This window comes from Emticicia sp. GW821-FHT11C11 (genome assembly GCF_058808615.1).
Genome location: NZ_JBXARV010000001.1, coordinates 1,091,344 through 1,105,027 on the forward strand (window position 1 = coordinate 1,091,344; position 13,684 = coordinate 1,105,027).

General features: G+C 41.4%; 12 protein-coding genes. 7 read left to right on the top strand and 5 right to left on the bottom strand.

Annotated elements, in window-relative coordinates; genetic code table 11:
• Position 1: 1 nt before the first annotated feature.
• The 3 genes from AC1RRY_RS04580 to AC1RRY_RS04590 form a co-directional block, all read right to left on the bottom strand.
• Entirely contained in the window at positions 2-604 is a 603-nt protein-coding gene (locus tag AC1RRY_RS04580; protein ID WP_492817794.1) for a DUF4230 domain-containing protein, read from the bottom strand.
• Between the two features lie 71 nt (positions 605-675).
• Positions 676-1,614, bottom strand: a complete 939-nt coding sequence (locus AC1RRY_RS04585) for an MlaD family protein (RefSeq protein ID WP_492817793.1) — start codon at positions 1,612-1,614, stop codon at positions 676-678.
• Between the two features lie 106 nt (positions 1,615-1,720).
• A complete protein-coding gene (locus tag AC1RRY_RS04590) occupies positions 1,721-2,479 on the bottom strand; it encodes an N-acetylmuramoyl-L-alanine amidase family protein (protein ID WP_492817792.1) in 759 nt (252 codons plus the stop codon).
• A gap of 188 nt (positions 2,480-2,667) precedes the next feature.
• Here AC1RRY_RS04590 and AC1RRY_RS04595 point away from each other — a divergent pair, with 188 nt between their 5' ends.
• The 5 genes from AC1RRY_RS04595 (at position 2,668) to AC1RRY_RS04615 (ending at position 8,828) form a co-directional block, all read left to right on the top strand.
• Positions 2,668-5,640: a putative LPS assembly protein LptD gene (locus AC1RRY_RS04595; RefSeq protein ID WP_492817791.1), complete on the top strand. Its 2,973-nt coding sequence runs from the start codon at positions 2,668-2,670 to the stop codon at positions 5,638-5,640.
• A gap of 20 nt (positions 5,641-5,660) precedes the next feature.
• Positions 5,661-6,509, top strand: a complete 849-nt coding sequence (locus AC1RRY_RS04600; RefSeq protein ID WP_492817790.1) for an N-acetylglucosamine kinase — start codon at positions 5,661-5,663, stop codon at positions 6,507-6,509.
• Between the two features lie 5 nt (positions 6,510-6,514).
• The gene (locus AC1RRY_RS04605; protein ID WP_492817789.1) at positions 6,515-7,141 is read left to right on the top strand and encodes a carotenoid biosynthesis protein; all 627 of its coding nucleotides are present in this window, start codon (positions 6,515-6,517) and stop codon (positions 7,139-7,141) included.
• 12 nt (positions 7,142-7,153) lie between these two features.
• Complete coding sequence (locus tag AC1RRY_RS04610; protein WP_492817788.1) at positions 7,154-7,978, top strand: amidohydrolase family protein; 825 nt, start codon at positions 7,154-7,156, stop codon at positions 7,976-7,978.
• Positions 7,979-8,081: 103 nt separating this feature from the next.
• Positions 8,082-8,828 carry a glycosyltransferase family 2 protein gene (locus AC1RRY_RS04615; RefSeq protein ID WP_492817787.1) on the top strand — a complete coding sequence of 249 codons (747 nt, stop codon included), beginning with the start codon at positions 8,082-8,084 and terminating at the stop codon, positions 8,826-8,828.
• A gap of 101 nt (positions 8,829-8,929) precedes the next feature.
• Here AC1RRY_RS04615 and AC1RRY_RS04620 read toward each other — a convergent pair whose 3' ends face one another.
• Together AC1RRY_RS04620 and moeB are read right to left on the bottom strand one after the other, a co-directional pair.
• Positions 8,930-9,373: a transcription elongation factor gene (locus AC1RRY_RS04620; RefSeq protein WP_492817786.1), complete on the bottom strand. Its 444-nt coding sequence runs from the start codon at positions 9,371-9,373 to the stop codon at positions 8,930-8,932.
• 9 nt (positions 9,374-9,382) lie between these two features.
• The gene (gene moeB / locus AC1RRY_RS04625; protein ID WP_492817785.1) at positions 9,383-10,492 is read right to left on the bottom strand and encodes a molybdopterin-synthase adenylyltransferase MoeB; all 1,110 of its coding nucleotides are present in this window, start codon (positions 10,490-10,492) and stop codon (positions 9,383-9,385) included.
• A gap of 130 nt (positions 10,493-10,622) precedes the next feature.
• Between moeB and bamJ the strand changes: the two genes are divergently transcribed.
• Positions 10,623-11,372 carry a BamJ family beta-barrel-assembly machinery protein gene (bamJ, locus tag AC1RRY_RS04630; protein WP_492817784.1) on the top strand — a complete coding sequence of 250 codons (750 nt, stop codon included), beginning with the start codon at positions 10,623-10,625 and terminating at the stop codon, positions 11,370-11,372.
• Between the two features lie 171 nt (positions 11,373-11,543).
• Positions 11,544-13,634, top strand: a complete 2,091-nt coding sequence (locus tag AC1RRY_RS04635) for a carboxy terminal-processing peptidase (protein WP_492817783.1) — start codon at positions 11,544-11,546, stop codon at positions 13,632-13,634.
• Positions 13,635-13,684: the final 50 nt, after the last annotated feature.

A 13,684-nucleotide genomic window follows, 5' to 3' on the forward strand; every position in this document is an offset into this window, starting at 1 on the left:
ATTATTTGGGTGAACTGAGCGTAGCATTCAGTTTAAAGAGAAGCACCACTTTCTTGCCCGAAATATTTTCAAGAATCGGTTTTAATACCAGATCTGCATTTTTCCTTGTTTGCTCCAGTATACCCATATCAATAGCAGATTGCCTGATTTTGCTTTCAGCGCTTTTGTATGCTTCGTTCAGCAAGGCCTGCTCGTTCATAAAAGCATATTGCGTATCATAAATTTTCGAATTCGCATGATCTATGCTGTAGTGGCAAAGTTCAGGGTCAGGCAAACGCACAATCAGGGTATCATTCTTCGTGGCTACGTCGTCGGTTTTTACCTTTGTCAGATCGATACACCCTACGGCATTACCCTGCACAATCAATATTGCTTTCGGATTGGGTAAATAACTTCGTTTTATTTCCTGCTCAACCACATCACGAAAAGTGAAATTCGCCAGTTCTATTTTACCCAGAACCGACATCTCTTTCAAAACGATGTTATGCGTAGTTGTTGCCTCTTCTGACCCGAAAGGATTAAAGCTTTTGAGTTTTTCCCATAGAAATATGGAAACAAAAGCAACGATGAAAATGATTAATATATTAAGTGGCCTGCGAAGCATGAGCTATGGCTTTTGTTTTAGGTAAATAAGGCCGGTAAAACCACGGTGCATCAGCGATTTTACAAAGATATTTACTTCTTTGTTTCTTTATCTTTTTTGCCGAACAACGAAAAGTGCACATAGCGTTTCGGATTGGCTTTCAGATCTTTCAGAAGAACAGCAAGGTTAGCGGCAGTCCGGTCGAGATTTACATATAGCGAATCATCTGTAGCTAATTTTCCTATAGTACCTTTACCATGATTGATTTCGTTCAGAATATGCTGCATACTGGCAACTGAGCGATTAAGCTGTGCCATGGTTTCTCCTAAACGAACAGCATTGAGTGAATCTGCAAAAGTACTGGTCTTTTGCAAAATCGGCTTAATCTGTGCATCCAGACTGGTGGTGAGTGCATTCAGGTTGGCGGTAAGAATAGCTGCATTGGCGGTAACTTCCGACAGATTTTTAGAATTAGCTGCTACTATGGCATTTACTCCTGTAGTAGTGGCATCGGCATTGCTTATGAGTGCCTTCAGAACCACGCCTGTCTGGTCAAATTGCTTAACAACGGTAGTCAACGTAATTAGCAGTGAGTCAGCATTTTTAAGAATAGGAGAGGCTCTCTCGCTTAATCCGCTCATCAGACCACCTTCAATTTCACTTTTCAATACGGCTTCATCTTTTAAGGGACTACCCGACTGAATCAACATCTTTATCATTTTGCCCCCAAGCAGCCCATTGTCTGACAATATTGCCACCGAATTGTCGTTCAGAACAATATCTCTTTTAATAGCCAGCAAAACCTTTACTCTGTTACGGTCCTGTTCCGGAGTTACTTTTACTACTCTGCCTATTGTTACACCATTATACATCACAGGATTTGAGGTCTGCAAACCTTCTACGTTTGAGTAGTACGCATAATATTCATTTTCTGTACTGAAAACATCAAGACCTTTTAAAAAATTGAAACCCAGATAGAAAATCGCAAAAGTGACAATACCCAGCAGACCTACTTTTATTTCCTTTTTCATAAATAACGCGTGATATGGTGAATTTAAGAACCGAATGTAAACGTTGATGACTATTTTTACAAAAATACATTGCTACATTCGTGATTCAACGCTTAATAGTTGATATTTATTTTTCTACTTCTTCCTTGTAGGCTTTCAGTGCCTTTACTATGGCCTCGGCTATTTTGTCGTGTCCTTCTTCACTTTCCAGTATTTTCCTGTCGGTTGAATTAGTCAGATATCCGGTCTCAATATAAATGCCCGGCATGGTGGTTTCCCATAAAACCTGAAACCCTGCCTGCTTCACGCCCCTGCTTTTTCGCCCGGTTTTCTGAAACTGTTTCTCAACTTTCGATGCCAAATCTAAACTCTGTTTCATGAACGCATTCTGATAGTTGGCCATCTTGATATGCGCCAATGGCGAATTGGGGTTGAAATCATAGTTTTTCTCATAGTTTTCCTCCAGCACAATTACCCCGTTTTCACGTTTGGCCAGTTCCAGATTCTCTTCGGTTTTATGCAGCCCCATAGTATAGGTCTCTGACCCGTATATGCTCGATGAATACGGATTGGCATTCACGTGGATGCATATAAATAAGTCAGCTTTATGGCGGTTAGCGATTGACCCTCGTTCATGCAGAGGAATAAACACGTCCTTTTTACGGGTATATACCACTTTTATTCCCAATTCTTCTTCAATCAATTTGCCCGTTTTAAGTGTGATGCTGAGGGCAATATCCTTTTCTCTTAATTTCCCGTGGCTGGTGCCGGGGTCTTTCCCCCCGTGCCCGGCATCTATTACAATTGTTTTAATTTTATTTTTTTGCGCAACAGCAGAACTGAGGGCAATTGCCGCAATAAATAGAGCTTTAAGAAATTTTAACATGATTTTACGGGCAAACGTTCTGTCTATAGTTTTAATAAGCTAATTTTGTGCCACGATACACCGTTATAGCATTAATAGAACGAAAATGATTACAAAAGTACTATTTTTGAGGCGACTTTAAATATAAACTTTTGTGAAAACATTTAAGTTGACCATTAAGATTGGTAGTTTTTCGGTATCATATTTAAATGAAATATAATCTCTTGAAGTTTACTCTTATACTCTGTTGCTTTTTCTTCAGTGTTTCAGCCTTTGCACAATTCCCGTCTTTAGATCCGCTCAGACGTGCCGGTGCAACTGGAAACAATGGTGGTTTTGGGCAGCCGCTTCCTGAGACCTCCAAAAAAGCCCGTACTGTAGGAAATAAACTGTTTGCCGAAAAACAGGATACCGTTAAGGTACTTATCCCCGATTCATTAAAAAGTAAAGATAACAGTCTGCAGTCTATTGTAAAATATACCGCTCAGGATTCGACAGTAATGGAGGTAGACGGGCGAACCGTGCATTTATACGGACAGGCCCAAGTAACCTATGGAGATATCGCATTGGAGGCAGACTACATCAGGCTGGATTGGGGGAAGAACGAGATTTTTGCACACGGTTCGCCTGATACAACCAAACTGGGTGAAAAAGTAAAGGGGAAACCTATTTTTACACAGGCAGGAGATACCTATAATACTGATACAATCCGGTATAATTTTAAGTCGCGTAAGGCGATTATCAAAAATATTGTAACCAAGCAGGGTGAGGGGTTTGTGCAGGGAGAAAGAGTAAAAAAAGACCCTGATGACAACCTGTATCTGATTCATGCCAAGTATACTACCTGTAACCTGAAAGAACCCCATTTTCATATTGCTGCCCGCAAAATCAAGCTGGTTAACAAGAAACAGGTTATTTCAGGGCCGTTTAATTTTGTGTTGAGCGGTGTTCCGTTGCCTATCGGCTTGCCTTTTGGGTTTTTTCCGGTACCTAAGAAAAAAGAAATAGGTACTTCCGGAATCATCATGGGCTCTTATGGCGAAGAACCGCGCAACCGTGGTTTTTATTTTAAAGACTTCGGCTATTACTTTGCTGTCAATGAAAACATAGGTGCTAAAGTACTTGCGCAGATTTATTCAAAAGGAAGTTTCGGAGTAGGTATACAGTCAAGTTATTCTAAACGGTACAAGTATGCCGGTAACCTCAGTTTTCAATACAACTATAATAAGCCTGTAGCAGAGGTTGTCGACCCTAAAAGTGCACAGAGCAGTGCCAGGGACTTTAGCTTAAACTGGTCGCATTCACCGGCTAACAAGCGCCCGGACAGAAGTTTCTCGTCATCAGTAAACCTGCGAAGCAACGGCTTCAACAGAAACAACGTCAACACGGCTGATGTAAGCAATTATCTGAGCAGCAGTTCCAATTCATCGGTTCAGTTCAGTCGTACTTTTGCACAGAAATTTGTAACAAACACGGGTCTCAATATCTCGCAGAACTTTACTACCGGTCAGGTTGATGCGTCACTGAATTACAGTTTGGGTTTAAATCAGTTTAACCCGTTTGTGCCCGAAAAGAAAATGATAGGCCGCTGGTTTGAATCGTTCAGGGTAGGGCTTAACGTAAACGGAGGTTATCAGGCTACCAACTCAAAGGTTAACAGTATCACCAGTTACTCTGAATACAAAATCGTTCGCCAGTTAGGAGATGGCAGTTATGAGTCGATTGAAACAAAACCTCTGACAAACGAAGAAATAAGGCTGAGAGATGCAAACCCATTGACATTGACGCCTATCGAAAGAGAACAACAGAAAGCTATTCAGGAGCGATTGAATAACGTAAGGAAAATCAACAGCTTAAGTGCATTGAATGATATATTGGCCGACGGACAGTTTCGTACTACGTATTCGATACCCATCTCATTGCCGAACTTCAAGATTGCCCGTTATATCAATTTCACACCGAGTGTGTCTTTAAGAGGTGATATCTTTACACAGGCACTTAATTATGAGTACATTGAGTCTGAGAATGCCGTTAGAATTGATACGGTGAAAGGATTCTTTCCTACGTATCAGACTTCAGTTTCCGGCAGCATGAATACCCGTGTATATGGTACCTATCAGTTTAAAGGTAAAGGCCGCCTGCAAGCCATCAGACATACTCTGGCTCCATCAATCAGCGTGAGCTACTCACCTGACTTCACCAAGAATCTTTTTGATTACAAAGTAGTGCGCATCGATGTAGATACCATTAACGGAGTAATTACCCGTACTAATTTAAACAAACTTTTACCGAGATACCCTACTTTGGGGGCATCGGCCGGGGCATCCGGTAGTATCGGATTTAACCTGACCAATCAACTGGAGGCGAAAATCAGGTCTAAGTCGGATACCGCTGCTAAAGCCTTTGAAAAGGTTTCGCTACTGGATAACCTGGGTATAGGCGGAAGTTATAACTTACTGGCTTTAGGAGATTCGATGAATCTATCAAACATCAGCATCTCGGCTAATACCAATCTGTTCAAAAATCTGATAAACATAAATGTATCCGGCAGCCTTGACCCCTATTACTACAAGCAGGAAGCCACGAGCGAACTGAGAGCCTTGAATCCGGCTGGTCGTATCACAAGATTTTATAAAATATCCAAAGCAGACAAATTCAGCCTGGGTGATCTGGCTACTTTGCGTTCGGCTAATGTGGCTATTGCTACGCGGTTATCACCTGCTACTTTTGATAAAACAAAAGAAAAGCCAAGAGAGATAAAATCGACAGACCCCGCAATGGAAGCCATGAAAAAATTTGTAGCTACCAATCCTGAACTGTATGTTGACTTCTCGATTCCCTGGACACTGAACCTGAGTTATAACCTCAATTATATCAAGCAGGGTCTGGCAAATGCACAGGTAACCCAGGCGATTACAGTGCAGGGAGACATGAGCCTGACACCAAAATGGAAAATAGGATTTAACACAGGCTGGGATTTTCAGTTCAAAGCAGCAACGCTAACCAATATTAGTCTTCACCGGGAGTTACACTGCTGGGATCTGAGTTTTAACTGGACACCCATCGCCGGAAACAACATCCGTTCAAGCAACTATTCATTCGATTTACGTGTAAGAAGCTCGCTGTTACAGGAGCTGAAGGTGAGTCGTCGTCGTCAGACCTACGGTATGGGTGGATTTTAAACAGTATAACAGCTTGTAAAATGATACTCATTGCAGATAGCGGTTCAACCAAAACAGACTGGCGAGTTTTAGACAAAGCCCAAGTGGTTGGTGAGGTGCGTACTATCGGGTTTAATCCTTACTATCAGAATGCGGGTTCTATCGCTGCCGAATTGGAAACCAATCTGCTGCCTCATTGCGGGGGTACCATCACAGGAGTATTCTATTATGGCACAGGCATAGTCAATGAAGAGAAAGCAGATGTTTTACGGCAGGCCATTCAACAGGTTTTTACCGATGTGCAGCATATTGAAGCACAGAGTGATGTGCTGGGTGCTGCCAGAGCAGTGTGTGGGTATGAAAGTGGCATTGCTTGTATTTTAGGCACAGGCTCAAATTCCTGTTATTATGATGGAAATAAAATAGATTTTCAGATACCGCCGCTAGGTTTCTGGTTAGGCGATGAAGGAAGTGGCGGGCATTTGGGCAAACTATTGATATTAGCTTATCTGCATAAAGAAATGCCATTGGAAATCAGACAATTATTTGAAGAGAAATATGGTGCAATGGATCGGCTGCAGGTGTTGGACAACGCCTACCATCAGTCTTTCCCTAACCGTTATTTTGCTTCTTTTGCCAGATTCCTGCATGATAACATCGGGCAGGAATTTTGTCAGAATCTGGTGAGCGAATCATTCAGTCTCTTTTTTGAAAAGTATGTATTAAAATATCCGATGTGTCGTGAGGTCGGGCTCAACTTTGTGGGGTCAATTGCCCTTTATTTTGATGATATTCTGAGAAAAGTGGCAGAAAACAAAAAACTTAACATAAACAGAATACTGGCAGCACCTGTAGACGGATTAGTGCAATACCATACCCGAAGCCATTAAGATTAATGACTAACCCAAAGCCATATCTGTTGTTGCTAACCGCTATGTATATAGCAGGTTTAATAGGGTTAAATCTACCGCAAACAGCCTCTCTGTTTCAATTGCTTACTCCCTTTCATTTATTGGCGTCACTGGTAATTCTATTGATTTTTCACAAACAATGGAACCCCCACTTTGTCGTTTTCTGCATCATTACTTTTCTGACCGGCTTTTTTATTGAAGTAGCAGGGGTGAAGACCGGCGCTATATTCGGAACGTATCAATACGAAACTACTCTTGGTTTTAAGATACTTGATGTACCACCTGTGATCGGGGCTAACTGGCTCTTGCTAGTCTATTGCGTGGGTAGTTCATTTTGCCGTACTAATCAACCGATATACATTAAAGTTGTTTATGGTGCTTTGTCGCTGACCATGCTTGATTTCCTGATTGAACCTGTAGCAGTTCAGATGAATATGTGGTCGTGGAAAACGGCACATCCTCCGGTGCAGAATTTTATAGCCTGGTTTATAGTATCTGCTGTTTTGTTAACTTTGTTTTTCAGTTTAAAATTCAGAAAGGATAACCCGATTGCCCTTTGGCTGCTGATCTTGCAGATTTGCTTTTTTGGCATACAAAGCTTTATTATTTAATACCCTGACCCTATGACTATAGACGCACATCAACATTTTTGGTATTATAATGCTGAAGACTACGCCTGGATTGACGATTCCATGAAAGCCATTCAGCGGGATTTTCTGCCCGCTGACTTAGAACCGATACTGCAAAAAAATGGCTTTGATGGCTGTATACTGGTTCAGGTAAACCAGACCGAACAGGAAAATCATGATTTTCTAAAATTTGCCGATCTCTATGAATTTATAAAGGGGGTAGTAGGTTGGATTGACTTACGATCTGAAAATCTGGATGAGCGGCTCAGCTATTTTAAGCAGTTTCCTAAACTGAAGGGTTTCCGTCATATTGTGCAGGGGGAACCGGTAGGTTTTATGCAACAGGAGAGTTTCATCAAGGGAATCAGAAAATTAGCAGGCTTTGATTATACCTATGATATATTAATCTACCCTAAGCAGCTGAAAGATGCGCTGCACCTGGTGCGTGAATGTCCGGACAACAGATTCGTAATTGATCATATTGCCAAGCCTGATATCAAAAATAAAGAAGTAAGTAAGTGGTCAAATTACATAAAAGAGATTGCCAGACATGAGCATGTCTTTTGTAAAATATCAGGTATGGTAACCGAGGCCGACTGGCATACTTGGAAAAAAGAAGATTTTTATATTTATCTGGACACCGTGCTTGAGTTTTTTGGTATCGATAGAATCATGTATGGCTCCGACTGGCCTGTCTGTTTGGTTGCCGGTGCCTATGAAGAGCAATTATCTATTGTACAATCTTACTTTGATAAACTGACATTGACCGAAAAAAATAAACTTTTTGGAGAAAATGCCGCCCATTTCTATAGCTTGTAATGAAAAAAAAGTCTGGATTTGGGTTTTCTACCCGGGTCTTTAGTATTTTTGGGCTTGTTTTTAAGAATCCTGCATATATTATATAAAAGTCTGATATTTCTGAATGAAAATTTCCATCGTTACCGCCGCTTATAATTCTGCAGCTACTATCCGCGATACTATTGAAAGTGTGCTTTCGCAAGATTACCCGAATGTTGAATACATAGTTGCCGATGGCGCCTCAAAAGATGGTACCGTAGATATTCTGAAATCGTATGGCGACAGAATTAAATGGGTGTCTGAAAAAGACGGTGGTATTTATGAAGCCATGAGTAAAGGCGTTGCCATGGCTACTGGCGATGTAGTGGGTATAATGGGTTCGGATGATTTCTATCCTGATAGCCAGGTGCTTTCTAAAGTGGCGAAAGCATTTGAAGAGTCAAAGGCCGACTCGGTTTACGGAGATTTATATTATGTAGATAGTGAGGATACCAGCAGAATAGTAAGAAACTGGATATCGGGGAATTACAAAAAAGAAAGATTCCTGTCAGGTTGGATGCCCCCTCATACGGCTTTCTACCTGAAAAAATCAGCTTATGATGCTTATGGTTTATATGACACCTCATTCAGAAGTGCCGGAGACTATGAACTGATGCTCCGCATGTTGTATAAGTACAATGTATCATCTTATTACGTTCCGGCTGTTTTAATGAAAATGCGTACCGGCGGAACCAGTAATGCTTCATTAAAGAACCGGATCAGAGCTAACAAAGAAGACCGTCGCGCCTGGGAAATGAACGGACTTGCTCCCCGGTGGTATACGCTATATGCCAAACCGTTGTCGAAAATATTGCAATGGATAGTTAAATAAGTTAGTGATTGGACGATTATTTTTGAACAACAATTGTGATGACTTTTTTATCATGCAGAGTAATTAACTGACCTTATTCACTCAATCACTAACTCACGCAATCACTCAATACTTAATATCCGGTGAGTTTTATCTCGGAATTCAAAAGTATCACCTGCGTTTTTTTTCATTAGTACCTGCCCTATAGGCGATTGTGGCGAGATTGCCATTATATTCTTACCATTCAGTGTAATGGTACCTGTACCGACTGCTATAAAGAAAATACCCATTGAGGTTTCTACCATTGCTCCTGAAGTAACCATCGAATGAGAGGTGTTGGGATTAATTTTCTCTAATACCTGCCTTTCCTGACGTGCCTGTTCATACATCCGTCCGTTCATTTCTCTGTCAAGCTGGCCCATCGCACGTGCGGTTTCATATTTATCTCCGGCCGAACTCTTGCTCTCTTCATTAGCTGAATTTTTGGCTGCTTCCATAGCTTCCCATGAAGTATTCATTCTTTTCTCAACCAGCTCTTTTACTTTCTCTAATATCGCTTCTTTCATGAAAATTGACTAAGTATGATTTATGATGGCATTAATGCCTCCTGTTAGGTTTAATAAATTTGTAAACCCATATTTCTCTTTAAGCAAGGTAATTGCTTTTTTACTTCTAACCCCGCTCTGGCAATGGATCACTACGGTTTTATCACGCCGTATGTCTGCAATATGCCTTTCTAATTCCGACAGAGGCATCAATTCTCCATTCACATGAAAAGCATCAAATTCATGTTTTTCACGCACATCTATTAACTGAAACATTGATTCCTCATCAGCGTTTGTTTCGGCTAGCATATGCTGGTATTCTTCCCAGCTTATTTCACTGACATGTTCCGGAATTTCGTTTTTTACTCCACAAAAAGCCTCGTAATCAATTAACCGGTCAATCTGCGGTGTATCAGGCATCTTCGGTATCTTCAGCATTCTGCTTTGCATGCTCAGGGTATCAATCATGAGCAGTTTTCCTGCCAGTGGTTCTCCTATACCGGTAATGGCTTTTATTGTTTCTAACGCCTGCATCGAACCTACTATACCCGGCAATACTCCCAATACTCCGGCCTCTGCACAATTGGGCGCCTGCTCGGGTGGGGGAGGCGTAGGGAACAAGTCACGATAAGTAGCAGATCCTTTGTAATTAAATAAAGCAACCTGGCCTTCAAACCGGTGAATGGCACCGTAAACAAAAGGTTTATCCAGCAATACACAAGCATCATTTACCAGATAGCGCGTCGGGAAATTGTCAGTGCCATCCACTACTATATCATAGTCTTTGATGATATCCAAAGCATTATCTGTTGAAAGGAGGGTCTCATAAGTGTTTAGAACTACGTATGGATTAAGCGCCTTTATCCTTTTTTCGGCCTCCTGAAGTTTTGATGCTCCTACAGTATTTGAAGAATACAGAATTTGTCTTTGCAGATTGCTGACCGCAACGGTGTCATTTTCTACCATACCAATAGTACCGATTCCTGCTGCTGCCAGATATAGAAGCACAGGGCTGCCAAGACCACCGCAACCAATTACCAATACTCTGGCCTGTTTCAGTTTTTCCTGACCTGCCCGCCCGATTTCGGGCAATATTATCTGCCGGTCATAGCGCCTGATTTCTTCTGGTGTTAATGACATGTTAAAAAGTCTTAAAAACTCTTTGAAATTAATATTTTTCAGAGTTTTTTTTGGGGATAACTAATTTTTAGAGTAAAAGTACGTTTATTTGTTGTTCCTTAATAATTTTTTCAAAAACAGTGTTTTTAAAATGAAGAAAATCATAGTTGCTCTTTTAGTCAGTACTTTTGCCACACAATTGTCTGTTGCTCAAACTCCAAAAACTCCAGTTAAAAAGCCGGCTACTCCAACCGCAAGACCTGCGGCTGCAACTCCGGTAGCGCCGGCGCCTGCTGAGGGAGTAGTGATGAAAAATACATTAGATTCTCTCAGTTATGCCATTGGAATGAACATAGCGGCTAATCTGAAACAACAAAAAATAAAAGCCAATACGGCATTATTAGCCAGAGCTATTGACGATGTATTAAGTGCCAGCACTACCGCGCTGGAACCCAGTTCTGCCAATGCATACATTCAGGGATACTTCCAGAATGAAGCTATGAAGCTGGCAAGTGTTAATCTGAAAGCAGGTGAAGCATTTCTGGCGGCCAATAAAACAAGAACGGGTGTAATTGAGCTTCCAAGCGGCTTGCAGTATCAGATAGTAAAAGAAGGTGCGGGTGCAAAACCTGCTTCGAGCGATAAAGTAAGAGTACACTATAAAGGCATGCTTACTGATGGAACAACTTTTGATAGTTCTATAGACAGAGGTGAACCGGCCGAGTTTGGCGTAGGTCAGGTGATTCCGGGTTGGGTAGAGGCTTTACAGTTAATGTCTGTTGGTTCAAAGTGGAAATTGTTTATACCTTCAGAACTGGCTTATGGTCCGCAAGGCCCACCAAGCATAGGCCCTAATCAGGTACTGGTTTTTGAAGTGGAATTGCTCGATATCATAAAATGATAAATAAGCAGCTGATATAGTTAAGGTTTCTTAAATGTGCAACCATATCTTTCTGATAATTGTTTGCATTTTACCAAATACTTACAATTAGCTTTTGCAGAGTAACGTATTAAGTTGGTATATTAGTAAATTAAACTCTCCTTTTGGAGCGGGGTTGTTATGTTAGAAATTATGAAAAAAATACTGATTCTATTCACCCTGACAGGGCTGTTCGGATGCTTTGAGAACAAGGCTCAGAATAAAGTGTCTTCCGCGCCAACTTCTACCGTACCAACTTACGGTTACAAAGAATTGGTTCCTACACGCACGCAAGAACAGGTGGAGCAATTTGCAACTCAGTTTCTCAGCTATCATCATTATCAGAAATTTAAACTGGACGATAATTTTTCGTCGAAAGTGTGGGATAATTTCCTCAAAGATGTGGATGGCAGCCATGCTTATTTTACACTGGCTGATGTTGAGTCTTTCGAAAAATACCGTCATGGAGTCGACGAAGATTTGCTGGAAGGTGATTTGACTGCGGCCTTTGATGTATTCAACCTTTTCAGAGCGAAATACAAACAAAGACATGAAAAAATAATAAAATTGCTTGATAAACCTTTCGACTTTACCAGCGATGAAACATTCGATACTGACAGAGAAAAAGCGGCATGGGCAAAGTCAGAAGGTGAACTGGATGAGGTATGGCGTAAGATTGTGAAAAGCCAGGTACTGGATCTGAAGCTGAGCGGCAGTAAAGACAGCGCTATTGTAGCCACTTTAAAAGATCGCTATAACCGTTGGGAATCTAGAATTGCCAAGTGGAGATCAGAAGATGTTTTCCAGACCTTCATGAATTCATTCTCGGAGACCATAGATCCGCATACCAATTATATGATACCGAGCACGGCTGCACAATTTAACATTGAAATGAGCCAGTCGGTAGAAGGAATAGGCGCATCTTTAAAAAATGAAGGCGATTACGTTGCTATTGCTGAGGTGATTCCGGGTGGTCCATTGTTTAAAGACGGCAAAGCTGTGAAAAACGACCGTATTCTGGCGGTGGCACAAGGCGATAACGGCCAATGGCAGGATATTGTAGGCTGGCTGACGGATGATGCCGTAAAGCTGATAAGAGGAACGAAAGGAACAGTTGTGCGTATTCGATTGCTACCGGGCGATGCACCGGCAGGTTCGGCTACCAAAGAATTGAGATTGGTACGCGAAAAAGTAAAACTGGAAGAAGCCGTTGCCAAAGGAGAAATAGTACCTTATAAACATAATGGCAAAGAATATAAACTGGGTGTGATTGATATCCCGATGTTTTACCGCGACTTTGAAGATGCCCGTAAAGGCGGAGATTTTCAGAGTACAACCAAAGATGTAAAAAGATTTCTGAGCCAGTTTAAGGCTAAGGGAGTTGAAGGGGTAGTAATTGATTTAAGAAATAACGGCGGCGGCTCGCTGACAGAAGCCATAAACCTGACAGGCCTGTTTATAACCAAAGGCCCTGTAGTACAGCGCCGCGATAACAACGGAGCCGTGGATGTTGAAAGTGATACAGATCCTGAACTGGTATACAATGGTCCGCTGGTTATATTACAAAACCGTTTCAGTGCTTCGGCTTCAGAAATCTTTGCAGGAGCAATACAGGATTATAAGAGAGGATTGATAGTAGGCGAAAAATCATTTGGTAAGGGTACTGTGCAGCAATTGGTTGATTTAGATCAGTTTTTGTTGTCGCCGCGTACTGCTTCAACTGATAAAAAGGCTTCTGCCAATGTAGGTTTCGACCAGAAAGAAAAATACGGTCAGTTGAAATTGACCACAGAAAAATTCTATCGTATTACCGGTAACAGTACACAACGCAAAGGTGTTTCAGCAGATATTAATTTGCCAACCCCGTTTGATCCTGAAGAAATGGGAGAGAGCTCTCAACCGACTGCGTTGCCGTTTGACCAGATTAATACATCAACCTATGAGAAAACGAACGTTATTTCAGACAAGTTGATTGAAAAGATTCAGGAGAAATATACACAACGCCTGGGCTCTGAACCTGCCATGAAACAACTGGTTGAGGATCTGGCTGAATACCGCAAGACCAAAGACGTAACCGTAGTTTCGTTGAACGAAGCCAGACGTAAAGCTGAAAGAGACGAAAGCGAAAAACATAGAAATGCCGTAAACAAATTAAGTGTAGGAGAAAAAGACGCTAAAGACAAAGACCTGATCTTGACGGAGTCAGAGAGAATATTGTGTGATTTGATTACGATTCAGAAGTAATGCTTTGAAAGGATAATAAAAAAGAAATCCGGCAGGTGTCACCTGACGGA

Coding starts and splice junctions, on each gene's coding strand:
- AC1RRY_RS04585 (WP_492817793.1), bottom strand. CDS start 1,614: ATGAAAAAGGAAATAAAAGTAGGTCTGCTGGGTATTGTCACTTTTGCG.
- AC1RRY_RS04610 (WP_492817788.1), top strand. CDS start 7,154: ATGACTATAGACGCACATCAACATTTTTGGTATTATAATGCTGAAGAC.
- AC1RRY_RS04635 (WP_492817783.1), top strand. CDS start 11,544: ATGAAAAAAATACTGATTCTATTCACCCTGACAGGGCTGTTCGGATGC.
- AC1RRY_RS04580 (WP_492817794.1), bottom strand. CDS start 604: ATGCTTCGCAGGCCACTTAATATATTAATCATTTTCATCGTTGCTTTT.
- AC1RRY_RS04600 (WP_492817790.1), top strand. CDS start 5,661: ATGATACTCATTGCAGATAGCGGTTCAACCAAAACAGACTGGCGAGTT.
- AC1RRY_RS04615 (WP_492817787.1), top strand. CDS start 8,082: ATGAAAATTTCCATCGTTACCGCCGCTTATAATTCTGCAGCTACTATC.
- AC1RRY_RS04590 (WP_492817792.1), bottom strand. CDS start 2,479: ATGTTAAAATTTCTTAAAGCTCTATTTATTGCGGCAATTGCCCTCAGT.
- AC1RRY_RS04605 (WP_492817789.1), top strand. CDS start 6,515: ATGACTAACCCAAAGCCATATCTGTTGTTGCTAACCGCTATGTATATA.
- moeB (WP_492817785.1), bottom strand. CDS start 10,492: ATGTCATTAACACCAGAAGAAATCAGGCGCTATGACCGGCAGATAATA.
- AC1RRY_RS04595 (WP_492817791.1), top strand. CDS start 2,668: ATGAAATATAATCTCTTGAAGTTTACTCTTATACTCTGTTGCTTTTTC.
- bamJ (WP_492817784.1), top strand. CDS start 10,623: ATGAAGAAAATCATAGTTGCTCTTTTAGTCAGTACTTTTGCCACACAA.
- AC1RRY_RS04620 (WP_492817786.1), bottom strand. CDS start 9,373: ATGAAAGAAGCGATATTAGAGAAAGTAAAAGAGCTGGTTGAGAAAAGA.